The 24,636-nt window shown below is 64.2% G+C and carries 16 protein-coding genes; 6 read left to right on the top strand and 10 right to left on the bottom strand.

What is annotated here, in order from left to right; translation table 11 throughout:
* Window positions 1–18: 18 nt before the first annotated feature.
* From ACYDAT_RS08550 to ACYDAT_RS08575, 6 genes are all read right to left on the bottom strand, one after another.
* Window positions 19–2,610: an MMPL family transporter gene (locus tag ACYDAT_RS08550; protein ID WP_461449600.1), complete on the bottom strand. Its 2,592-nt coding sequence runs from the start codon at window positions 2,608–2,610 to the stop codon at window positions 19–21.
* Window positions 2,611–3,132: 522 nt separating this feature from the next.
* Window positions 3,133–3,696 carry an isopentenyl-diphosphate Delta-isomerase gene (idi, locus tag ACYDAT_RS08555; protein WP_461438725.1) on the bottom strand — a complete coding sequence of 188 codons (564 nt, stop codon included), beginning with the start codon at window positions 3,694–3,696 and terminating at the stop codon, window positions 3,133–3,135.
* Between the two features lie 46 nt (window positions 3,697–3,742).
* Window positions 3,743–6,031, bottom strand: a complete 2,289-nt coding sequence (locus ACYDAT_RS08560) for a hydroxymethylglutaryl-CoA reductase, degradative (RefSeq protein ID WP_461449602.1) — start codon at window positions 6,029–6,031, stop codon at window positions 3,743–3,745.
* Window positions 6,032–6,173: 142 nt separating this feature from the next.
* Window positions 6,174–7,247 carry a mevalonate kinase family protein gene (locus tag ACYDAT_RS08565; RefSeq protein ID WP_461449604.1) on the bottom strand — a complete coding sequence of 358 codons (1,074 nt, stop codon included), beginning with the start codon at window positions 7,245–7,247 and terminating at the stop codon, window positions 6,174–6,176.
* Window positions 7,247–8,275: a diphosphomevalonate decarboxylase gene (gene mvaD, locus ACYDAT_RS08570; RefSeq protein WP_461442098.1), complete on the bottom strand. Its 1,029-nt coding sequence runs from the start codon at window positions 8,273–8,275 to the stop codon at window positions 7,247–7,249. The genes ACYDAT_RS08565 and mvaD overlap by 1 nt, the downstream gene beginning before the upstream one ends.
* 51 nt (window positions 8,276–8,326) lie before the next feature.
* Window positions 8,327–8,875: a DUF2147 domain-containing protein gene (locus ACYDAT_RS08575; RefSeq protein ID WP_461438721.1), complete on the bottom strand. Its 549-nt coding sequence runs from the start codon at window positions 8,873–8,875 to the stop codon at window positions 8,327–8,329.
* A 633-nt stretch (window positions 8,876–9,508) separates the two neighbouring features.
* Between ACYDAT_RS08575 and hpnI the strand changes: the two genes are divergently transcribed.
* From hpnI to ACYDAT_RS08605, 6 genes are all read left to right on the top strand, one after another.
* The gene (gene hpnI / locus ACYDAT_RS08580) at window positions 9,509–10,669 is read left to right on the top strand and encodes a bacteriohopanetetrol glucosamine biosynthesis glycosyltransferase HpnI (protein WP_461449606.1); all 1,161 of its coding nucleotides are present in this window, start codon (window positions 9,509–9,511) and stop codon (window positions 10,667–10,669) included.
* Between the two features lie 58 nt (window positions 10,670–10,727).
* Entirely contained in the window at window positions 10,728–12,149 is a 1,422-nt protein-coding gene (gene hpnJ / locus ACYDAT_RS08585) for a hopanoid biosynthesis associated radical SAM protein HpnJ (RefSeq protein WP_461438719.1), read from the top strand.
* A 41-nt stretch (window positions 12,150–12,190) separates the two neighbouring features.
* Window positions 12,191–12,391, top strand: a complete 201-nt coding sequence (locus tag ACYDAT_RS08590; protein ID WP_461449608.1) for a hypothetical protein — start codon at window positions 12,191–12,193, stop codon at window positions 12,389–12,391.
* 65 nt (window positions 12,392–12,456) lie between these two features.
* Window positions 12,457–13,902, top strand: coding sequence for an aldehyde dehydrogenase family protein (locus ACYDAT_RS08595; protein WP_461449610.1), 1,446 nt, complete (start codon window positions 12,457–12,459; stop codon window positions 13,900–13,902).
* 116 nt (window positions 13,903–14,018) lie between these two features.
* Window positions 14,019–14,615, top strand: coding sequence for an IMPACT family protein (locus ACYDAT_RS08600; protein ID WP_461449612.1), 597 nt, complete (start codon window positions 14,019–14,021; stop codon window positions 14,613–14,615).
* Between the two features lie 54 nt (window positions 14,616–14,669).
* Entirely contained in the window at window positions 14,670–16,433 is a 1,764-nt protein-coding gene (locus ACYDAT_RS08605; protein WP_461438716.1) for an ABC transporter transmembrane domain-containing protein, read from the top strand.
* Between the two features lie 306 nt (window positions 16,434–16,739).
* Here ACYDAT_RS08605 and ACYDAT_RS08610 read toward each other — a convergent pair whose 3' ends face one another.
* From ACYDAT_RS08610 to ACYDAT_RS08625, 4 genes are all read right to left on the bottom strand, one after another.
* Window positions 16,740–17,504: an NAD kinase gene (locus ACYDAT_RS08610; protein ID WP_461438715.1), complete on the bottom strand. Its 765-nt coding sequence runs from the start codon at window positions 17,502–17,504 to the stop codon at window positions 16,740–16,742.
* A gap of 40 nt (window positions 17,505–17,544) precedes the next feature.
* Complete coding sequence (locus ACYDAT_RS08615; protein WP_461449613.1) at window positions 17,545–22,449, bottom strand: NAD-glutamate dehydrogenase; 4,905 nt, start codon at window positions 22,447–22,449, stop codon at window positions 17,545–17,547.
* A gap of 342 nt (window positions 22,450–22,791) precedes the next feature.
* Window positions 22,792–24,384: a monocarboxylate uptake permease MctP gene (mctP, locus tag ACYDAT_RS08620; protein WP_461449615.1), complete on the bottom strand. Its 1,593-nt coding sequence runs from the start codon at window positions 24,382–24,384 to the stop codon at window positions 22,792–22,794.
* Between the two features lie 13 nt (window positions 24,385–24,397).
* Window positions 24,398–24,616 carry a DUF3311 domain-containing protein gene (locus ACYDAT_RS08625; RefSeq protein ID WP_461438712.1) on the bottom strand — a complete coding sequence of 73 codons (219 nt, stop codon included), beginning with the start codon at window positions 24,614–24,616 and terminating at the stop codon, window positions 24,398–24,400.
* Window positions 24,617–24,636: the final 20 nt, after the last annotated feature.

Here is a 24,636-nt window from a genome sequence, read left to right on the forward strand (position 1 = left end):
TTCGATGAGCCCTTGTCGTCAGGGTGAGACGCGTGTCCATCCCCGCAGCGTGTAGAGCAGTGCCGGTAGAAACACGAACGTCGCCACCAGCACGGCGAGCAAGCTGGTCAGCAGCATGCTGCCCATGCTGGCCATACCGCGGTCGTGAGAAAGCGCCAATGAGCCAAAGGCGGTGCCAGTGGTCAGCGCGGAAAACAGCACGGCGCGGGCCGAAGCGGAGCTGACGAAGCGATGCATGCCGGCACGCCAGTTCATCACAAAGTACACATTGAACGATACGCCAACGCCAAGCAGCAATGGCAATGCGATGATATTCGCGTAGTTGATGGACATGCCTGCTGCGCGGGCAAACAGCGCAGTGAGCAAAGCGGACATGCCTAGGGTGAGTAGCACGATGCCCGTGTCGCGCAAGCGCCGCATCACCAGCAGCAACACACCCGTAATGGCCAGAATAGCCAGCACAGCGGCCTGCTGGAATGCCCACATGATGGTATCGGCAGAAGCGATGGTCGTCACCGCAGAACCCCCTGCCTGCGGTGCGACGGCTTGCACGGCTTGCACGAAACGACGCAGGCCTGCCGTATCCTGTGCCCGAGCGGTAGGCGATACCTGCACGCGCAGCCAGCCGCCGGGGCTGATCCAGTCGCGGCGAAGCGATGCGGGGAGGTTCTTCATGCTGACCGGACCGGCATCGAGTTCATCGCGCAGGAGCGACAGTTGCTCAGGCAGGAAGCGGCTGACCGCTTCGTTCATCGCCAGCAGCCGCGAATCGGGCGCGTGCTCCAGGCGCCCCAAGGCGACACCGATACCACGCAAAGGCGAGTCAGCCGGGAGGGCAACATCGGCCGCAGTGATTGCGTTGCGTGTATTGATGATCGCTGAACGTAGCGCAGCGGGCGTCACCGGCGCTGCAGTACCCGAGGTATCGAGCGAGGGCAACAGGAGCGCCTGCGCTTCACCGATCTGATCCAGGGATGCCTGCTGGTGATCCGGCAGGAAGGTGGCGAGGGATATCACGCTCGACACTTCGGGCAGTTTCGACAACCGGTCGTCCAGGCGACGCGCGTCGGCAAGACTCGGTACCAATACATTAATATTGAATGGATTGATGGCCGGGTTGTCGGCCAGGCTGAGCAATGTGCGCATTGGCTCCGAATCGGGATTTTGCGTATGCAGTGGGTTGGCATCGAACGGCATGCGAACGGCAGCAATCGCACCGGCCACGGCCAGCAGGCTGAACAAGCCAAGCACGGCGCGGTGACGTCGCTGTAGCCACAGGTCGCACATGGCACCGAACGGAAGTGCGAGATCCATGATCTGGTAACGGGGCTTGAACAACCAGAGCAGTGCGGGTAGCAGCGTCACCGTGCAGGCCAGGGCGATACCCATGCCGACACCGGCGATAATGCCCAGTTGGGCAACACCCAAGAATGCAGTCGGTGCAAATGCCAGGAAACCGCATGCCGTCGCAGCGGCAGCCACCGCGATCTGGCCACCAGAAACCCGCGCCGTTTGCCGCAGCGCAAGTGCGAGGTCGGGCTGCAGCAACCTCTCATCGCGCAGACGCGTCGTAAACTGGATAGCGAAATCCACCGCAAGGCCGACGAACAATACCGCAAACGCCACGGAGATCACGTTCAGGGTGCCCACGGCTATGGCTGCGAATCCCAGTGTCAAGGCAAAGCCACCGAGCAGTGTCAGCAGGATCGGGACGATCAGGCGCCACGAACGCACCGCCAAGTACAGCCACAACGCGATCAACGCAAGGCTTGCCAGGGTGCTGATCACGATCCCGTGCGTGAGTGCGCCGAATTGCACATCGGACAATGCCACTGAACCGGTGTAATCAATGCGTACACGCCCATCGCGCACGTCAGGCAAACTGTCGCTGATCCGCATGAGGGCCTGTGTGGCGGCAAGGCCTGGTTGCAGTGTATTCGCCTCGAGTACAGGATGGATCAGCACCAACTGTACCGGATGCTTTGCTGCGCTGATGCCAGAACCCAGCAAGTTTTGCCATGATAAGGGCGCCGGGTGACCGTCAGCGGCATTCGCCAGTACTTGTTGCAGCTGATCAAGTGCGCTCTTGTATGGCCTGAGGTTCGCATGCTGGATGCGCACGCCCTCGGCCATCAACGACAAGCCTCGCAGCAGGCCGATCGCCGAGGGATCGCGGGCCAGCGAACCGAGCAGTGGCTGTGCGGCTATCAACGAGTTCAGCAGCTTGGACAGATCATCCGGTGGCAGCAGCAACAAGCCTTCGTGTCGAAAGAACGGATTGGCATCCGGACGTTCCACATCGTGAAAGTGGCGCGGATCGGCACGAACCGACCGAACCAGCTGCGCCGCCGTCTGTTCGGTTTCCTCGGGTGTGGCGCCACGCACCACAGCCACCAGCAGATTGTTGAACTGCGGAAATTCGTGATCGAACGCCCGCTCGTGCTGCCGCCACGGCAGGCGTGCATCGAACATGTGATCGGTATTGGTGTCCACGCGGAGCTGGCCATGGGCCAGCCACACGCCCATCGAGGCAAGCAGTGCGAAGAGCAGCGTGACGACGACGGCATGGCGCCGGCTGAAGTCAACGATATGGGTGATCCATGCCCTCATCGCCCGGAATGCCGCCGATCCATCGCTGTACTAGTCGTATCGGGCATCGTCGGCATGCTCGGGCACAGCCTGTTTGGCGCCCCTAAAAGCCGGCATCTGCACTCCTGGCCATGATGCAAGTCATTATCCTGATGAGCGCGCCAATGCTCTCGCCGATCGACATGCCAGTTCTGTTGGACGCTACGAGGGCCGCGCCTAGATTGGTCGTCGGCTCCAGTCCAGGCACGGATCTCGCGCATGTTGCCATCGCGTTGCATGGCAATGGAGGTGCCTGGTGGGTCGGCCTGCGCGTGAAAACATGGTTGGCACCACAGACGGCGGCGCATGTGCGCCACCCAGGCGCCCGACAACATCCATGCTCGCGTCTTCGCGGCAGTAGCCGTGCGACCACGGTGACTGGGGAACCAGTTGCTGGGTTTTGCCCTATGCCGTCCGCTTGGCGCGGTCACGTAACCGGCGTTCGTCAACACGAGTTCGGTGCCTTTCATGCTGTCATCGCGCCATGCATACCAATGGGTGTCGTCAGGCGCGCAACGGACTCGACCGGCAAGTTGCAAGCCCTCCTGCGTGCTCGCTGCGGATACGCTGCCATTCGATCTTGAACCATGGCGTGAAGATTTCCGGTTGCACCGCGATTTCCGCGTCGAGCGCGGCCGGGGAGAGATAACGCAATGCCGAAATCTCGTTGTCATTCACGGTAGGTGATGTGTCACTGCAGCCGGCATAGACCGAACACAGCTCGCGCTCGGCCCCATCCGCGTCGAATTGCGCGTGGTACTCGAACTTGAACAGATATTGTAGTGGACACTGCATGCCCAGTTCCTCGCCCAATCGCCGGTGGATCGCCTCATCCATGGTCTCGCCACGGCGCGGATGACTGCAGCAGGTATTCGACCAGTATCCCGGCCAAAGTCGCTTGCCCGATGCCCGTTGCTGCAACAGCAATTCTCCCTGCGAGTTGAACACGAACAGCGAAAAAGCCCTATGCAGCACACCCGGCCCCAGGTGTACGGACGTCTTGTCGAGAAAGCCGATCTCGCAGTCATCCTTGTCGACCAGAATCAGGGGCTCGTCATCGAAAGACACCACTTCCCTCGAACTCGGTCGCGCCTTGTGACCCGGCAACCCTGAATTACCCAATCTCGACCTCCATCGCCTGATAGCCGGCATCGCGCATCGCGGCAACCACCTTGTCCCGGTTTCCCGGACACAAGGCAATGATCGAGCCACCACCGCCACCGCCCGTGAGCTTGGCGCCGAGCGCGCCATGTTCACGTGCGATTTGCACCAGTTCCTCCACTTCCCAGCTTGACACTCGCAAGGCATTGAGCAGGCCATGGCAAATGTTCATCAGGTCGCCCAAACGCTCCAAGTCCTGCACTTGCATGGCCTCCACGGCTTGCAGGACGAGTTCGTCGATCTGATGGAAAATGCCTTCGTACAGGGTCGAGTTGCGTTGCCAAGCATTGCGCACTTTGCCGACCGTCACCGCGGTAAGACTTTCCTTGCGGCTGATACCAATCACGATTGGAATGGGTTTTGGCACCGCCAATTCTCGCATGGTCGGTGCTTCATTCGGCTGCCAACCGCGTTTGTAGAGCACAAGCTTGCCATAGGTCGCCACGGTGTTATCGATACCTGAGGGCGAGCCATGTGCCACTTCTTCACAGCGGTAAGCCAATGCATTGACCTCCTCGTCGCGAAGGCCGAGCCGGTAGTGCTGATCCAGCGCGCGGATCACCGCCACCGCCATCGCCGCCGAACCGCCAAGGCCCATCGCCCTAGGCACGCTGGGAAAGACCTCGATGCGCACTGAGCGTTCAGTCAGATCCAGCGCGTCGAATATGATGCCGAGCGAACGCTGTAGCGAGTCGCGATGCGCGGGATCACGCTGCAGCCGATACTCCACACCCCAGCGTGGTATGAGCATATCGACGCCACCAGACGTCGTGTCCTGCGCCGTAGCGCGTACTGCCAACGGCACCGGTGCGGCGATCGCGTGGCTGCCATATACGACCGCATGTTCGCCGAGCAAGATGATCTTGCCGTGACCGCAAGCGCGCTGATCGATCGCCGGCTGATCGGATGTCACTGCGCCGACCGACACGCCGCGAGCTTCTTTGCGCACCTGTTCGACGATCTCGCGCGCCTTCCAAATCTTGATTTCGCCAGTTTCCACCAGCCGTTCGACCACGGTGTCGAAAATTTCCGCGGTGGCACCCGCGGCAATGGCGACGCTGCGCGCATGCAATGTCATGTGGCCATGCTGGATGCCTTCGGTGACCAACGCGCGCAGTGCAGAAAAATTCTGCGCGAGCCCGACCGCACCCATCACCTCAGCCAATTCGCACGCCGACTTCACGCCGAGCAGACGCAGATTCAGCGCCACAGTGGCGTTGGACTGCAACGACCCGCCGACGATACCAACCTTCATCGGCATGTCCAACTCACCCACCAGTTCGCCTTGTTCACCCTTGTACCAACGCGTCAACGCGGTATAGCGACCGCCGCGTGCCGCATAGGCGTGTGCAGCCGCCTCGATGGCACGCCAATCGTTGCCACTTGCCAGCGCAACCGCGTCGACACCATTCATGATGCCCTTGTTGTGCGTAGCGGCGCGGTAGGGATCGATGCAGGCGAATTCGTTGGCGAGCACGATCCCATCGCGGACCTCCTCGCCATCATGACCCTTCCCGGCGAGCCCTTCCACCGGAATGACGCAGCGCGCGCGCACCAATGCCCGGTCGGTGAGGTTGGACAGGATGCGAAGAAATACACGACCACCGGTCATGGACTCCACCAGCGATGCAATCCCCTCGCACATGGTGTTGACGAGGTTGGCGCCCATCGCATCGCGCGTATCGACCAGCAAATGCACCACGAGCATGTCACCGCCTTCGGCACGCGCGTGCAGGTGCACTTCCATGTCTTGTGCGCCACCGCCACGTGCCACCATCTGCGGATGCAGGCTGTTGGCAAGGTTGAGCAACTCGTCCTTGCGCTGCAGCAACACTGCTTTGGCCCGGGCCGGATGCGGTGCGCCTATCACCTGGACTTGGCCAATCAGTACTGGCGCGGTGCTTTCAACCTGGAAACCACTCGCACCACGCACCACTTTGGCCGCGGAGGACAGCGCGGCCACGATCGAAGGCTCTTCGACCACCAGCGGCACGACGTAGTCACGTCCGTTGACCAGGAAGTTCAGGCCGAGTCCGATTGGCAAGCCCATCACGCCGACGACGTTCTCAATCATCTTGTCGGCTTTGTGGACCTTCAGCGTGTGTTCGCCGGAAATGAGCATCTGGTAGTCCGCGTCGGACAGCCAACCACGCTCGTGAATGATCCGTACTCGATCAGACACTGACAACTTGAAAAACGCCGGGAACCGCGACCGCTCCGCACTTGATCGCTCAATGCTCATGCCATGGTCACTCCGTGGAGGTATGCACGCCTAAACCGCATTACCCAAGCACGCGGATGCAGCGTGTCGACAGCTGCGCTTGGGTGTCCTCGAATCTGCGCTGAAAGAAATTGTTGCTCGGATTCTTGCCCTGCCAGCAATCTCAAGTCAAATGGATGGCGCAAGTGAACCCCTGCGGATCAAGCGCGAGTGGCTTGCTATGCAAGCCTTCGTCGAGGATGCGTCGCTCGATTCGGGCCAGGCGGTCTGCATCCTCGGCTACGACCACCCCAAAGTCGCCGCCAGCCCCGCATGGCTTGTAGCTGGCTCCGGCACTCGCGACGATGTCCGCGAGGCGATTATGCACAGGGGAGAATATTTCCAGGCCAGTTGCGGCGCCGAAGTCTCGCAATGCCGTCGCATACCGGGCAACCATCTGCACATAGTCCGCACCGCGGCCCTGCTGCAAGGCAGCTGTCGCCACTTCAGCCAGCGCGCCGAGGTCGCGCATGTGCGCTGCATATTCAGCTTGGTGGTCGAGACGCCATTGCGCCAGCCGGCGCAAGAAGTCCACGGTCGATACGGCCTGCCCGGACCAGACGAACAAGCAGTGCACACCGACCACAGGCCAATCCAGGGGTGTGACATGCGGCCGGGCGTTCTGCCCGGAACAGCGATAGGCAATCAAGCCGCCAGCCAGGCTGGCTGCCACATCAATGCCACTGCCGTGCCCGTCTTGCCAGTTGCCGTGCATGCGAAGCAATCTGCGCAACCACGATGGCTGATCGGCAACCGCGTCGCCATGACCGGCAAACACCGCCAGCGCCGAAGCCAGTGCTACCGCCAATGCCGCACTGGAACCAAGCCCCAGCTTGGCACGGTTTGCGCCAACTGCTTCGAAAAACCCCGCGGTATCCAGATCTAGACAAAAACCCGCGTTGGTCGGTGGCGCCAAGCCCTCCTCCAACAAACCCTGCCATACATGATCAACCAGCCGCAACTTGCCGGCGTCAGCTTCGGCGCATAGCCAGTGCAGCCTGCCATCAGCATCAATGGACATCCGAGCATCTAGCATCTCAAGATCAGGCGCGTTTACTACGCAAAGGCCATCGTTGCGTGCCGCGATGCGCACCTTGGCACGGCGGTTCACCGCCAGCGCCAGCGCGTGGGCTCCTTCCAGTACCGCGTATTCCCCCAGCAACACGAGCTTGCCGGGTGCGCTGGCGATCAGCTCCATTACGCCTCCAACGCGTCGATGGAAATGACGCATGCACCTGCGCCAAGGCCCGAATCGAGTACATGAAGTACCCCGGGGATCTCACGCAGGGCCGCTTTCACCTGCCCAATCACCGATGGCGCGCAAACCGCTTTCAACTGCGGCCCCGCATCGATCGTGAAGAACACTGGCACGCCCTGTTGGCGCAACGTGCGCACGCAGTGCATGCATTCCACCGTGGCGCCATTCCAATAGAGCAATCCCGGCTGCGCCGCCAAGGCCAGCGCATGCATCTTCAGACAGCTATGTTCGGAAACCAGCGCGAGCGCATCAAAATCGCGCGCCAAGATGGCATTGCGCGCCGTAGTCAGATCAGCCGGCTGGGTGGCAACCCAGGAAGCTTGAAATGGAGAGCTCTGCGCGGTGTGGCGCATGCCTTCACTTGAGCCGATTTGCTTAGCAGTGATGGAGGTGACTGCCACCGCCACACGCAAAGGCCATGCGTCCGCCAACAGCAGCGGAAGAGCGACTGAATCGGATCCATCGGCCAGCCGACCGCGCGCCCATTCAACATAACCGCCGAATATCGAGCGCGCCGCCGATCCGGAGCAACGGCGCGCCAACATCGACAGCTCGGTCTCATTCAGGCCAAGATCCAAGGCTTGGGCGCCGGCACGTACCAGCGCCGCGAATCCGGAAGCGGAGGAAGCCAGACCGGCAGCAGTGGGAAAATTATTGCGGCTATCGACCTCCGCACCCCAGTCGACAGCGGCACGCTGCCGCAGCAAATCAAGGCAGGCGACTACCCGCTTCGTCTCGGCCGCATCGCTGCGACCATTGAGGCTGACCCGATCATGCGTCTGTCCCGGCACGAAGCGCACTTCGGTGCGTGTCCACAAGCTGTCCAATGTGATGGATATGGAGCCTGTGGTCGGCAAATTCAGCACGACGTCGCGCTTTCCCCAGTACTTGACCAGAGCTATGTTGGGCTGGGCTTGTGCTGCGGCATGGAATTTGCCAAGCGCTGCGGTACGAGGCTCGGGATTCATGGACTTCGCTGGATAACGGGTTGTCGGTATGGCGACGGCTATCTGTCAGCCTCACCCTCCCGCAAAGTGCATTACCACGTAGGGGAGGCCACCATGCATCGGGGTTGTCATCGCGACGCGGCTCCACAACGTGGTGCCGCCAAACAGACTGAAACCGATGTAGCCCCGCAACTTCAGTTGGTCGGGATTGATCAGTCGTATCCGGCAGTGGTAGGTGTTGCCGTTGTCGGCATCATAAATGTAACCACCTGCCCAGCGCCTGTCGCTGGCGTCATAGCGCAACCCCCACAACAGCCGCAATTCGTTTGTCGGCTGAGATCTCCGCGTCGCGCCCGAAGTGCTCCGAGCCGTGACGGCCTTGCCATTGCGGACGTGCCCGTTCTCTATACGGCCGTGCGATTGCCACACAATGCGGCCTTCGAATTCGTCACCGACGCGATAAATGTGGATCACGGCATCGCGGTTCGCTACCAGCCAGTCACCCTGGATGCTGGAAGCAGCGCTGCCACCAGCGACGATGGGATTCGCTGCCGCGATCCCCACGCCGATCAGCCACAGGCCGCATGCCAGGCCATACAACCAGAGTTGACCGTATTCCAAGCAAGTCCGCCCCCGGAGGGGCGCCGCGCGATGGTCCGGCCACGCTGCAGCCATGACGCCATCCCCATGCTCGATTTGTGCGTTGGCCCGGTTCATGTCCTGACTTTACCGGAAAGGCTGTCGAGCAACTCCGCGAACGCGCCGTGGTCACAGGTAGCACTGATCGTAGAGGCATGGAATCGATGCGTAGTCCAGACGTGCGGCAACCAGGTATGTTCTCGCATGGGCCGGTGCAGGATCGGGTTCCGAGCGATCGTCCGATGCGCGAGTTGCACGCGCTGGCGGGTGCGATCCTGGGCGGCTTGGATGACGTGCCGGCTGCACGCCATGCCGCCGGCGGACACCTCGAGCGCGCCGGAGCGGCGGCTGCGCGCGGCGCTGCCGCGAGCGGTCCACGGCGTCCATCGCTGTGTTCAAGCAACGTGGCATCAAGCCGCCGCTGCCTACGCCCTGATCCGGCATCCTGCGCCCGCGCCCGCGTAAACCCTGACAGGGGACGTGCATCCGCTGCTGGCAAGAACAGGTTTTTCAAACCCGCGACGCATCGCAACAGCCTCCGAGTCGACAGGAACAAGCGATGGGACACAACGGCCCCAGCCTGACAGGCTGAAATCCGACTGTAGTATAGGCCTCATGTTAACAGACTGGACCGTTATCGTCGGTATCCATTGGTTCGGCACCGGATTGACCGCCGCCGCCGCCGGATATGCCTGCGCCGTTTTGTTCGCAGCACTGAAAAGTGCCCACTCCATGGCTTCGCTTTCAGACATTCGCGGTCTTGACCTACTGCAACCGGTAAGCATCTTCAAACCTTTGCATGGGGCCGAGCCGTGCCTATATGAAAATCTGCGCGGCTTCTGCCTGCAGACACACGCGGATTACCAGCTGATCTTCGGCGTGCGCGAACCCGATGACCCGGCCATCGCCGTTGTACGGCGGTTGCAAATGGAATTTCCGCAGCTCGACATGACCCTAGTAATCGATGCCCGTGTATACGGTACAAATTTGAAAGTAAGCAACCTCATGAACATGTTGCCGCACGCCAGACACGACTGGCTGGTACTCGCCGACAGCGACATCAGCGTGCCTGCGGATTATCTTGCGCGCGTGTCTGCCCCTTTGGCCGATCCCGGTGTGGGCGTCGTCACATGCCTGTATCACGGCATTGCACGGCATGGGCTTTGGTCACACATCGGCCGCCTGTTCATCGACGACTGGTTCGCGCCCTCGGTTCGGCTTGCACACGCATTCGGATCGACGCGTTTCGCCTTCGGCTCGACCATCGCACTACGCCGCGACACGTTGCTGGCGATCGGTGGCTTCGAAACTCTGCGGGATGTGCTGGCGGACGATTTCTGGCTGGGTGAATTGACCAGGAAAAAGCAACTGCGTACGGTCCTTTCGGACTTGGTCGTTGGCACGGAGGTGGGTGAAACCCGGCTATCCGCACTGTGGATGCACGAGCTGCGCTGGCTGCGCACGATCCGCGCGATCGCGCCGCTTGGATTTGCCATGAGCTTTGTCTGTTTCACGACGCCGATACTTGTAGTGGGATTGTGCATCGCGCCCAACTTGCTGACGGCAGGCTTCGCCCTGTGCGGTGGCTGCGCGAGGGTATGGCTGCGTTTTTCGCAATGGCGAAGCCACCGTGGAGGCTCGCCATGGTACGAAATCGCGCTGATCCCGCTTCGTGACGGTCTGTTGCTGCTGGAATGGGCTGCTGCCCTGACCGGTTGGCGTGTAGGATGGCGCGGCCAGGTGCTTCATGCCCGGGGTAACCGTCCAGCGCCGTGACCTGAACCACCTGGTTTTCGTGAACATCGGTTCGTGTTGCCGCAGGAGCTTCAGCCCCATGAAAACGCTTTTTTTGCAGGCCCCTTCGTTCGATGGTTTTGACGGTGGCGCTGGCTCGCGCTATCAGGCCAAGCGCGAGATCAAGAGTTTCTGGTACCCGACCTGGTTGGCGCAGCCTGCGGCATTGGTGCCGGATTCCCGCCTGCTGGATGCGCCAGCGGACGAGCTTTCGGTGGAACAGACCTTGCGTATCGCCGAGGGCTACGAACTCGTCGTCATCCATACCAGCACGCCCTCCTTTCCTACCGACGCGAAATTCGCGGAGCTGCTCAAAGCTCGCAACCCGACCATCCTCATCGGCATGGTCGGAGCGAAGGTCGCGGTTGACCCGACTGAATCGCTGATCGCCTCGGCGGCGATCGATTTTGTCGCCCGCGAGGAATTCGACTACACATGCAAGGAAGTTGCCGACGGTCACCCGTTCAAGGACATCAACGGACTCAGCTACAAGCTCGCCGACGGTCGTGTGCGGCACAACCCGCCACGGGCCATGATCGAGAACATGGACGATCTGCCGTTCGTGGCGCCGATTTACAAGCGCGACCTGACGATCGAAAAATATTTCATCGGCTACCTCAAGCATCCGTACGTGTCGATTTATACCGGCCGCGGCTGCCGCTCGAAGTGCACTTTCTGTCTGTGGCCTCAGACCGTCGGCGGCCATCGCTATCGCGTGCGCTCAGCGGAAAATGTGCTGGCCGAGGTGAAATGGATCAAGGAGAACATGCCCGAGGTCAAGGAGATCATGTTCGACGACGACACCTTCACTGACTTCAAGCCGCGCGTCGAGGAGATCGCCCGCGGATTGGGCAAGCTCGGCGTTACCTGGTCTTGCAACGCAAAGGCCAACGTGCCTCACGAGACGTTGAAGGTCATGAAGGAAAATGGCCTGCGATTGCTGCTGGTAGGTTATGAGTCGGGCGACGACCAGATCCTGCACAACATCAAGAAAGGGCTGCGCACCGATATCGCGCGACGCTTCACCGAGGATTGCCGCAAGCTGGGCATCATCATCCACGGCACCTTCATCCTGGGGTTGCCCGGCGAGACCCGGGAAACGATCGAAAAGACCATCCGTTTCGCCAAGGAAATCAATCCGCACACGATCCAGGTGTCGCTGGCCGCGCCCTATCCGGGTACCTCGCTGTACAAGCAGGCCGTCGAAAATGGCTGGCTGGTGGAAAACGAGGCGGTCCATCTGGTCAACGACAAAGGCATCCAGCTCGCCTCAATCAGTTACCCGCACCTTTCCAAGGAGGACATCTACCACGGTGTCGAGAGGTTCTACAGGAGCTTCTATTTCCGCCCATCGAAGATCTGGGAGATTGTCAAGGAAATGATGGTGAGTTGGGAGATGATGAAGCGCCGCCTGCGCGAGGGCCTGGAGTTCTTCCGCTTCCTCCACGCGCACGAGAGCTGATGGCAGCCATCGCCTGCCGGATTCTGGAATGATGGTCGTGCATGGCGAAGGCGAGCAATCATTGCTGGTGCGCGCGGTCCGCGGGTGACTTCAAGGGCAAGCCGTCGATCGCGACGTACGCCATCGCCATCGCGCTGGCCTTCGTGCGCCCCATAGCTGGCGCAATGGCTTTATCTGGTGGCGGCGCTGATGTGGCTGGTGCCGGATCGGCGCATCGAGCGTGGCTGCGCGACGATGGTTGAAACCGGTGCGCTGGAACCGTTGCACGTGCACACAGTCACATAGCAGTCCACCCCGGAGCATGCCCATGTCGGCGCAGCGCTATCCGTATTACCTGGCCAATGTCGCGCAAGCGCCCAACGCCGATCTCGAGGTCATCGACAAGTATCACGGCACACTGGCCGCGCGCGTGGCGCTGCCCGATGCGGCCACCATCGAGCGGGCCATTGCCGCTGCCGTGGCCGCCGAAGCGCCGCTGCGCGCGCTGCCGCCGTATGCGCGCCAGCAAATACTGGAACACTGCGTGGCGCGTTTTCGCGAACGTCAGGAGGAACTGGCGCTGACGCTATGCGTCGAGGCCGGAAAACCCATCCGCGATGCGCGCGGCGAGGTCACGCGCCTGATCGACACCTTCAAGGTCGCCGCCGAGGAAGCCGTGCGCATCGACGGCGAGGTGCTGAATCTGGAGATTTCCGCGCGCGCGCGCGGCTATCGCGGCTTCACCCGCCGCGTGCCGGTGGGCGCATGCAGCTTCATCACGCCGTTCAATTTTCCACTCAATCTGGTCGCGCACAAGCTGGCGCCGGCGATCGCCGCGGGTTGCCCGTTCGTGCTCAAGCCCTCGGAGAAAACGCCGCTGGGCGCGCTGATCATCGGCGAGGTGCTGGCCGAGACCGATCTGCCCGCGGGCGCGTTCTCGATCCTGCCGCTGCCCGGCGATCACGCCGCCGCGCTGGTCGAGGACGCGCGTTTCAAGCTGCTGTCCTTCACCGGCGGCCAGATCGGCTGGGATTTGAAAGCCCGCGCCGGGCGCAAGAAGGTGCTGCTGGAGCTTGGCGGCAATGCCGCCTGCATCGTCGATGGCGATCAGCGCGCGCGCCTGGACGCCGTGGTCGAGCGCATGATCTTCGGCGCGTTTTACCAGTCCGGGCAAAGCTGCATCAGCGTGCAGCGCATCCTCGTGCAGCGCGAGATGTACGCCGGGTTCCGGCAACGTTTCGTGACCGCGGCCGCGGCGCTGCGCATGGGCGATCCGCGCGATGCGGCGGTGACGCTGGGTCCGGTCATCGATGCCGCCGCCGCGGCGCGTTTGCGCACCTGGCTCGACGAAGCCATCGGCAGCGGTGCGCACCTGCTGTGCGGCGGCAAGGGCGAGGGCTTGCTGCTGCCCGCCAGCGTGCTGGAAAACCTGTCGCATGCAGCCAAGCTGTGGCGCGAGGAAGCCTTCGGCCCGATCGCCGTGCTGGAGCCTTTCGATGATTTCGACGCCGCCTTGCGCACGGTCAATGATTCCGGCTACGGCCTGCAGGCCGGCGTGTTCACCGACTCGATGGCGCATGCTCTGCGTGCGTGGGATGCGCTCGATGTCGGCGGCGTGATCGTCGGCGATGTGCCCAGCTTCCGCGTCGACAACATGCCTTATGGCGGCGTCAAACGCTCGGGCCTGGGTCGCGAGGGCATCCGCGCCAGCATTCTGGAAATGACCGAGCCACGCTTGCTGGTGATTCGCGAGCAAGCGGATGCAAGCCACTGACGCCGCGCACGCACCCAGGATCTGGTCGCTTGCGAACGTCATGTCAGCGCCTGCTCGCGGGTCATACCCTCACCCCTCTCCCGGCGGGAGGGGGCTCACCTCTGCCATCAACGACCATGCCGGAAACTCTCATCGCCCCCGCACAGCACGCACTCACGGTGCGCGGCAGCCGCTTTCTGGCCGACGCGGCGCCGGTGGCTGATGCCGCCGCTGCCATGCGCTGGCTGGCGGCACAACGCCACGCCGACGCCACACACAACTGTTGGGCGTGGCGCTGCAGCGCCGAGTACCGCAGCAGCGACGACGGCGAGCCCGGCGGCAGCGCCGGGCGCCCGATCCTGCAGGCCATCGACGCGCAAGGTCTGGATTGCGTGGTGGTGCGTGTGGCGCGCTGGTTCGGCGGCACCAAGCTGGGCGTGGGCGGGCTGCTGCGCGCCTACGGTGGCTGCGCAGCGGAATGTCTGCGCACGGCGCCGCGGCGTGTGCTCATGGCCATGACCACGGCACGCATCACAGCCGACCCCGCGACCCTGGCGCGATTGCGCGGGCGCTTGCCGGCGTTCGCCGCGCGCATCGATGGCGATACCTCGATGAACACCGTGCTGCACCTGCAACTGCCGCTCGAACAAGTTCCGGCGCTACGCGAATGGCTGGCCGAGCACACGCGTGGTCAGGGCCACTGCATGTTGGCCGGCGCCGCGGACGCACGCTGACGCGAAAGCAACGGTGCAACCTCTACACTGACGTTTTCTTCGAGCAGCAGTTCCATGACCGAAGCCCCACGCCCACGCGGCCGCAATCTGCGCGCCCTCACCCGCCTGTGGCCTTACGTGCGCCCGCACCGCGCACTGGCGCTGGGCTGGGTGGTGTTTCTGGCGCTGTCCTCCAGCTCCACGCTGGCGCTGCCCTATGGCGTGCGGCTGATGATCGACCACGGCTTTAGTCACAACAACGCGACCGCGCTCAACCGCAGTTTTCTGCTGTTGTTCATGATCGCGCTGGTGCTGGCGCTGGCCACTGCCGGGCGCTATTTCTGCATTTCGCTACTGGGCGAGCGCGCCATCACCGCGTTGCGCGAGCACCTGTATGCGCACCTGATCGGCCAGGACGTGAGCTTTTTCGAGCGCCTGCGCGTGGGCGAGGTGAACTCGCGTCTGGGCACCGATACGCAAGTGGTGCAGGACATGCTCGGCTCGGGCGTGTCGGTGGCGCTGCGCAGCATGGTCACGCTGCTCGGCGCATCGGCGCTGATGGTGTGGACGCAGCCGCGCCTAGCCGGCCTGACCGCGCTGGTGATCCCCGGCGTGATCCTGCCGATCCTGATCTTCGGCCGCCGCGTGCAGAAACTCTCGCGCAGCAACCAGGACCGCATCGCCGATACCGCCGCGATCGCCAATGAAACCCTGAATGCCGCGAGCACGGTCAAGGCCTATGCGCGCGAGCCCTACGAAACCGCTCGTTACCGCACTGCGTTGATGCAGGCACTGCGCAGCGCGCAGCAGCGCATTGGCACGCGCGCCGGACTCACCGCCACGGTGATCGTTCTGGTGTTCGGCGCGGTCACGCTGGTGCTGTGGTCGGGCGCGCGCGAGGTTGTCGCCGGGCAGCTCAGCCCCGGTGTACTCGGACAGTTCGTGCTGTATGCGGTATTCGCCGCCGGTGCCATCGGCGCGCTGGCCGAGACCTGGGGCGAGGTGCAGCGCGCCGCGGGCGCCATGGAGCGCATCGATGAACTGCTGGCCGAGCAACCCAGGCTGATCGCGCCGGCGCAGCCGCGCGCCCTGCCGCAGCCGCTGCGCGGCGAGATCGCGTTTGAAGCGGTCGAGTTTCACTATTCCTCGCGCCCGGATGCCCCGGCGCTGACGCGGTTCAGCCTGCGCGTGCGACCGGGCGAAACGGTGGCGCTGGTCGGCCCCTCCGGCGCTGGCAAGACCACGGTGCTGCAATTGCTGCTGCGCTTTTACGATCCGCAGCAGGGACGCATCAGCCTCGACGGCATCGACCTGCGCGAACTCGACCCGAGTGCGCTGCGCAGCGCCATCGCCATGGTGCCGCAGGAGGCCGTGATCTTCCACGCCAGCGCCGCCGACAATATCCGCTTCGGCCGCGCCGAGGCCGATGATGCCGCAGTCATCGCAGCCGCGCGATCCGCCGAGGCCGACGTCTTCATCCGCGAGATGCCGCAGGGCTATGACATGCCACTGGGCGAGCGCGGCGTGCGCCTGTCCGGTGGCCAGAAGCAACGCATTGCCATCGCCCGCGCGCTGCTCAAGAACGCGCCGGTGCTGCTGCTGGACGAGGCCACCGCCAGCCTCGACGCACAATCCGAGGCCGCCATCCAGAAAGCCCTCGCGCGCCTGCACCACGGCCAGACCACGCTGGTGATCGCGCACCGCCTCGCCACCGTGCAGCGCGCCGATCGCATCGTGGTGATGGATGCCGGCCATATCATCGCCGAAGGCACGCACGAACAACTGCTGGCGCAAGGCGGGCTGTACGCCGACCTCGCGCGTCTGCAACTGCTCGCCTGATCCAGCGCGCCGGCGGACGTTGCTGCCGGGTGGACATCGGGTAGGGAACCGGTAACCTCCCCCTTCCCCCGCAGCACCGGATTCAAGGTCTCAAGGGTGTGGGTCAGGCTGCACCCGCGCCCCTGTAACAGCTCACGCACGCGGCCGGTCTGACGCGTCATGCTCTCGGACCAGCTCACCAGCGAATGCGGCGTGGTCCATGTTGCGGATGGCTCCGTGAATAGGCGCATGTCGATACCGACCAGCCCTGCCCACTGGACGGCAGTCACCAGGGCCGCCCCAATCCGAACAATTGGCGGGATTGGCTTACAGCGCGAACTGTTCGTCCAGAATGCGCTCGGCCAGCTTGTGCTCGGGATCGAACAGCAGGGTCACAGCGTGTTCGGACTGTGAGCGCACCACGACGCTGCGGATGTCGCGCACTTCGTGAAAATCGGCGGTGGCGCTGACCGGGCGCAGCTCGGGCTCGCGCACCTCGATGCGTACCTGGGTATTCACCGGCAACAGCGCGCCACGCCAGCGCCGTGGACGAAATGGACTGATCGGCGTCAACGCCAGCACATTGGCGTCCAGTGGCAGGATGGGGCCGTGCGCGGAGAGGTTATAGGCAGTCGAACCGGCCGGCGTCGCCACCAGCGCGCCGTCGCATATCAGCTCGTCGAGCTTGACGCGATCGTTGAGCGCGATTTGCAGGTGCGCGGCCTGATTGGTCTGGCGCAGCAGCGAAACCTCGTTGAAAGCCAGCGCTTCCTCGCTGCCGCCGTCGCGCGTTTGCACGCGCATGTGCAGCGGCGCCAGCGGCGTGGCGTGCGCGCGCGCCAGCCGCGCGGGCAGATCCTCGGCACGATAATGGTTCATCAGAAACCCGACCTTGCCCAGCTTCATGCCGAACACTGGCACACGCAGGTCGAGCATGGCGTGCAGCGTGCGCAGCATGAAGCCATCGCCGCCCAACGCCACCAGCACGCTGGCGTGTTGCGGCGCCACCTCGCCGTAGCGCGCGATCAGCTCGGCGCGTGCGCGCTGCGCCTCAGCCGATGGGTTGGCCAGAAAAGCGATGTGCGTGCTCACGCGCGCATAGCCATCGCCATCGGTTTGCGCCGCGCGTGGTTCACGCGACGCCGGCCTGCGCCAGTTGCGCCAAGCGCCGCACCGCGACCGAGGCGATCGGATAATCCAGCGGCAGTGCACGGATCTCGCCGAGCATGGTCAGCGTGTAGCGCAGGCCGGCATCGTCGCGGCCCAGCCACGCCTCGACGCCGAGCCCGCTGCCCAGCACCTGCACCGCGAGCTGGCGGTGCTGGTGCGCCAGCTCGTCGCGCAGCGCGCCGCGCGCCTGCGCGTGCCAGCGGCTTTCAACGGGTAGTTCCTCGATGCGGGTGCGCATCCAGTCCAGCTCCAGCGCCGCGCCCAGCTCGAAGAACGTATGCGCCACGCGGGCGATGGCCTGGCTGCTGTCGTGCGCCACTTCCACCACGTCCAACGCCAGACCCAGCGTCGGCAGCGCCGCCAGCTGCTCGGCCAGCGGCCGCGGCAGACCCGCCTGCAGCCAGCGCTGCACCAGTTCGTCGTGCGCCTTGGCGCCCGGCTCGGGCAGGCTTTGTGGGATGGCGGCGCGCACCTCGGCGAAGCCGGCGGCATAGCGCTCGACCTGCGCGGCGATGTCCAGCGCCGCGCCCGGCCGGTTGAGCAACCAGCGCGTGAGGTTGCGCACCAGTTCCCACACCGCGAGCACTGCTTCGATCTGCACCGCGTCGGTGACGGTGCCGTCCAGCACCTCGATCTCGGCCCACAGCTCGCGTGCCTGCATGACCTCGCGCGCGATGGTGAAGGCCTTGGCCACGGCGGCCGCGCCCTGCCCGGTGTCCTCCTGCATGCGCAGCATGAAGCTGGCGCCCATGCGGTTGACCAGGGTGTTGGTGACGGCGGTGGCGATGATCTCGCGCTTCAGGCGATGGCGTTGCATGTGCGCGGCGTAGGGAGCGTGCAGCGGTTCGGGAAAATAGCGCACCAGCTCGCGCGCGAGGTAAGCGTCCTCGGGTACGTCCGAGTCCAGCAACTGCTGGTAGATCTTGATCTTGTCGTAGGACAGCAGGATCGCCAGCTCCGGACGGGTGAGACCGAGGCCGCGCGTCTTGCGCTCGGCGAGTTCGGTGTCGCTGGGCAAGAACTCGATGGCGCGGTCCAGCGTACCCTCGGCTTCCAGCGTGCGGATCAGGTGCCCGAACGAGCCCAGACGCTTGACCGCCATGTGCTCCATCAGGCTGATGGCCTGGTTCTGGCGGTAGTTGTCCCACAGCACCAGACGCGCGATCTCGTCGGTCATGCCGGGCAGCAGGCGATTGCGTGCGGCCTCGTCCAGTTCGCCGCGCTGCACGGCATCGTTGAGCAGGATCTTGATATTGACCTCGTGATCCGAGGTGTCCACGCCGGCCGAGTTGTCGATGAAATCGGTGTTCATCTGCACACCATGGAAAGCCGCCTCGATGCGCCCGCGCTGGGTCAGGCCGAGATTGCCGCCTTCACCGACGATCTTGCAGCGCAGCTCGTTGCCATTCAGGCGAATGGCATTGTTGGCGCGGTCGCCGACGTCGGCGTTGGTTTCGTTGCTGGCCTTCACGTAAGTACCGATTCCGCCGTTCCAGAACAGGTCCACCGGCGCCTTGAGGATCGCGCGCAACAGATCGGTCGGTGCCATGTGCTCGACCTCATCGCTGATGCCCAGCGCGGCGCGCACCTCGGGCGACACAGGGATCGACTTGGCGCTGCGCGGCCAGATGCCGCCGCCCTTGGAGATCGTGCTCTTGTCATAGTCCTGCCAGCTCGAACGCGGCAGCTTGAACATGCGCTCGCGCTCGACGAACGAACGCGCAGCGTCGGGATTGGGATCGAGAAAAATATCGCGGTGATCGAACGCGGCCAGCAGACGAATGTGCCGCGACTGCAACATGGCGTTGCCGAACACATCGCCGGACAAGTCGCCCACGCCGACGCAGGTGAAATCTTCGCGCTGGCAATTACGGCCCAGCGCGCGGAAGTGGCGCTTCACCGACTCCCAGCCGCCGCGCGCGGTGATCGCCATGCGTTTGTGGTCATAGCCGTTGGAGCCGCCCGAGGCGAACGCGTCACCCAGCCAGTAGTCGTGCTCGATGGAGATGCTGTTGGCGATATCCGAGAACGTGGCCGTGCCCTTGTCCGCGGCGACCACCAGATACGGATCATCGCCATCGTGCCGCACCACATCGACTGGCGGCGCGATCGCGCCCTCGATGATGTTGTCGGTGATGTCCAGCAGCGCGTTGACAAACAGACGGTAGCAGGCGATGCCATCGGCCAGTTGCGCCTCGCGATCGCCACCGACGGGCGGGCGCTTGACGAAGAAACCGCCCTTGGAACCCACCGGCACGATCACCGTGTTCTTGACCATCTGCGCCTTGACCAGGCCCAGTACCTCGGTGCGGAAATCCTCGCGCCGGTCGGACCAGCGCAGACCACCGCGCGCCACCGGACCGAAGCGCAGATGGATGCCCTCGACGCGCGGGCTGTAGACGAAAATCTCGCGGTACGGCCGCGGCTTGGGCAGTTCGGGCACGCGCGCGCAATCGAACTTGTAGTTGATGTACTCGCGCATCGCGCCACCAGGGCGCTGGAAATAACCGGTGCGCAGCGTGGCGCGCACCACGCCCAGGAACAAACGCAGGATGCGGTCGTCATCGAGACTTTGTACATCGTCCAGCGCGGCTTTCAGCGCCTGTTCGATGCGCGCGACCTGCTCGGCGCGCGGCAGCGCCATGGCCTGCACCAGATTCTCGATCAGCGCGGGATTGCGCTGGCGCAGGTCGGCATCGACCAGCGCTTCAAGCTCGACCTTGAACTGCGCCTGCGCGGCGGCGTCGTGCCGCTCGCGGCGCGGATCGAACCTGGCCAGGAACAGCTCGATCAGCAGTCCGGCGATCAGCGGATAGCGCCCGATCACCTCCTCCATGTATGGCTGTGAATACGGTAGCCCGACCTGCAGCAGGTACTTGCAGTAGCCGCGCAACACCGCGACCTGGCGCCAATCCAGACGCGCGCCCAGCACGAGGCGATTGAAGCCGTCGTTCTCGGCCTGCCCGCGCCAGATCGCGGCGAAGGCTTCAGCAAAGGGGGCGGCAACGCTCGCGACCGGGAACGCCAGCCCGACCGGCTCGGCCAGATCGAAATCATGCATGGTCACCGGCGTGCCGTGCATTTCCAGCTCAAGCAGGTGCTCGGCGCTGATGCGCACGCCGAGGTTTTCCAGCATCGGCAGCGCATCGGACAGTGGTACTGGCGCGCCGAAGTGGATGATCTTGAAGCGCAGCGCGCCGCTGTCGCCGACGCGATACAGCGTGATCGCGGCATCGTCGGCGCCGCGCAGGCCGGCAAGATGCTGCACGTCGTCTGCGGCCAGTTCGGCGCCGACGTCATCGATGTAATCGGTGGGCAGCAGCCGACCAAAACGGTTGGCCAGGCGCAAACCTTTTTCCTCGCCGTGACGATGGATCAGCACTTCGCGCAGATCGTCGTGCCAGTTGCGCGACAGCGCGGCGACCGATTGTTCCAGCGCGGCGACATCCACTTGCACGTGCGCGCCCGCGCGCGGACGCACCACGACGTACAGGCGCGCCAGCGGCGATTCATCCACCAGCACCTGCGAGTCGATGCGATCGCCGCTGAGCGAATCGCGTAGCATGTGCTCAAGGCGCTCGCGCACGCCTTCGCTGAAGCGCTCGCGCGGCAGATAGATCAGGCACGAATAAAAGCGCGCGTAACGATCGGCGCGCAGGAACAGGCGTGGGCGCGCGCGCTCGGCCAGGCCCAACACACCCATCGCCGTGGCTTCCAGCTCCTCGGTGCTGGCCTGGAACAATTCGTCGCGCGGCATGGTTTCGAGAATGTGACGCAGCGCCTTGCCCAAATGCGAATCGCGGCGCAGGCCGGAGCGTTGCAGAATCGCGCTGACGCGCTGACGCACCAACGGAATCTCCTGCGGGCGCGCGGTGTAGGCCGAGGAAGTGAACAAGCCAAGAAAACGCTGCTCCGCCACCGGCTTGCCCTTGGCATCGAAGCGCAGCACGCCGATGTAATCCATGTACCCGGCACGATGCACGGTGGCGCGCGCATTGGTCTTGGTCAGGATCACCGTCTGTGGCGCGCCGGATTGCGGCAGGCCGCTGGCGACCAGACTTTTCAGCGAGCGCGGTGCGTGCGAACGCTCGCGCTCACGCAGGATGCCCAGGCCCGAATGCGCGATCGCGCGCAGCACCTCGTCACCGCCCTCGGTGGCTACCTCGTACTCGCGATAACCGAGCAGGGTGAAGTTGTCAGCCGCTACCCAGCGCAGGAACTCCTGCGCCTCGCCCACGCTGGCCGTGTCCATGCCCGGCTGCCGCGGCAACTGCGCGGCGATCTCCAGCATGCGCTCGCGCATTGCCGCCCAGTCCGCCACCGCAGCGCGCACATCGCTCAGCGCCGATTCGATCGCGACCCGCAGGCGCATCACTTCGCTGGCATCGGCGAGACGGTCGATCTCCAGATACATCAGCGATTCGGCCGCGCCGCCCTCGTCCAATTCAAGCAGGTTGCCGCCGGCATCGCGACGAACGCTCAGCACCGGGTGCAGCAGGGTATGGGTGTCGAGGTTCTCGGCGCGCACCGCCATGCTCACCGAGTCGACCAGAAACGGCATGTCGTCGGTGAGAATGCTGATTGCGGTAAACAGGTTCTCCCCACCCTGCCCATCGCTTTCGGGCTTGTGCACCAGCACGCGTGCCTGACCGGCGCGGCGCTCGCGCATGAAGCCCAGCAGGTGCGTGGCTAGCGCCGCCCAGTCATCGGCCGGCCGCGAAGACAACTCGCTGTCGGCCACGCGCCCGAGCAGCACCTGTGCGAACGGCGCACCGAGCTGCTTGTGCTGCACCGCCAGCTTGCCGGCGACTTCCTTGATCAGGGCCATATGCGACATCGAGCGATCACTCTGGGCTAGCGCGTTCATGGAGGTTCCGTGGCAGGAATGGGATGGCACAACAGACCTGTGCCCAGCACGAAAGTTTACCCCCGTGAGGTGAGCCCGGCAGCGACGTGGTGGCGAGCCAGTCAGTAAAACCGCGCCGGAAAACGATCTCGCCGCTGTGGCTGAAAAGAAGCCCATGGCCAATGGCGGGCAAGATGGGGCTTCCCGTGCGCGCCGTCTGTCAGCGTCGGCGCACCGACGGCCACGCCGAGCGTGCTTGAGAGACGGTCGCCAAGTCGAACCCCCACCAGCACCTGTGGCCGACAGGGGCAGACAGCCGATCAGCCGCCCCGCGTGGCCAGGCTGGGCGTGGTCGCCGCCGGCTTACAGCATGGGCGGCGGGGCCGCCAACTGGCCGTCGTTGGCCCCGTGACTCGGCTGGGCGCGGTAATCGCCGGGCACGGTCTGGTCCTGGCCGCCGGCCACGCCGAGCAGCCGCAGCACGACGGTCAGCACCGCTGCAACCGCGATATTGAGGATCAGCGAATACAGCGCCGCATAACCGGGTATGGCGTAGCCGAACGCGTGCAACGGATAGATGGAGCTGGCGAATTTGAGATGCGCCGCGATCGCCGTACCCACGCCCATGCCGGCCAGCCAGCCCAGCGCCAGCGCGTAGCGATGGAACCAGCGCGTGTACAGGCCGAACACCAGCGCCGGCAGGATCTGGATGATCCAGATGCCGCCGAGCAACTGGAACTGGATCGCGTAGGTCGCAGGCAGTATCAGCACAAACACCAGCGCGCCGAACTTGACGACCAGCGAGGCCAGCTTGGCCTGGCTTGCTTCCTGCGCCTCGGTGCAGTGCGGGTTGATGTAGGCGCGGTAGATGCTGCGCGTCCACAGGTTGGAGGCTGCGATCGACATGATCGCCGCCGGCACCAGCGCGCCGATCACGATCGCGGCGAAGCCGACGCCGACGAACCAGCCGGGGAAGCTGTGCATCAGCAGGGCCGGCACGGCGAAGCTGTTGGCGTACTGCTTGAAGAACGGCGCGTACTGCGGAACCTTGTCCACGCCCGCCGCCAGCGCCATGAAGCCGAGCAGCGCCAGCAGACCCAGCACCAGGCTGTAGGCCGGCAGGAAGGCCATGTTGCGGGTTAGCGTGCGCGGGTTCTTGGCCGACAGCACGCCGGTCAGCACGTGCGGATAGACGAACAACGCCAGCGCCGAACCCAGAGCCAGGGTGGCGAACGCGCTGTACATGCCCAGGCTCTGTCCCGTCGGCACGGCCAGCAGCAGCTTGGCCGGCGGCACGGCAGCGAAGATCTTGCCGAACCCGCCCAACTGCATCGGGATGATCACCACCGCGGCGATCACCGTGATGTAGACCAGGGTGTCCTTGACGATCGCGATCAGGGCCGGTGCGCGCAGGCCGCTGGTGTAGGTGAAGGCGGCGAGTACCACGAAAGCGGCGATCAGCGGCAGGTCGGCGGTCCAGCCGCTCATCGGGAAGCCGAGCGCCGAGATCACCACCTCCATGCCCACCAGCTGCAGGGCAATGTAGGGCATGGTCGCGAGGATGCCGGTGAGCGCCACCAGCAACGCCAGCAGCGGGCTGTCGTAGCGGCCGCGGACGAAGTCGGCACCGGTGACATAGTTGTGCTTGTGCGCCACGTACCACAGCCGTGGCAGCACCGCGAACACGATCGGGTAGGCGATGATCGTGTAGGGCACGGCGAAGAAGCCGATCGCACCGGCGCCGAACACCAGCGCGGGCACGGCGATGAAGGTGTACGCGGTGTACAGGTCGCCGCCCATCAGGAACCAGGTGACCAGAGTGCCGAAACGGCGCCCGCCCAGACCCCATTCGTGCAGCTGGTCGAGGTCACCCTTGCGCCAATGCGCGGCGACGAAGCCGAGCACGGTGACAAGGACGAACAACACCAGAAAAACGATCAGTGTGCTCCATTGCATGACGGATTCCCCCTCAGGTCAGGTCACGCGTTTTGAAGTACACGACCGCCGAGCACACCGCGCTCAGCGGCACCCACATCAGCAGGTACCAGTACAGGAACGGGATGCCGATGAAGCGCGGATCCAGGTGGTTGTACCAAGGCACCCAGAGGACGGCGACGATCGGCACCAGCAGCAGCAGCCGCCACCACAGGCGCGGGTGAATGCCGGAAGACGGTTGGCTTGTCGTCATGGAAGGACTCCGTCAGGTTT

It is taken from the genome of Metallibacterium sp. (assembly GCF_054637675.1).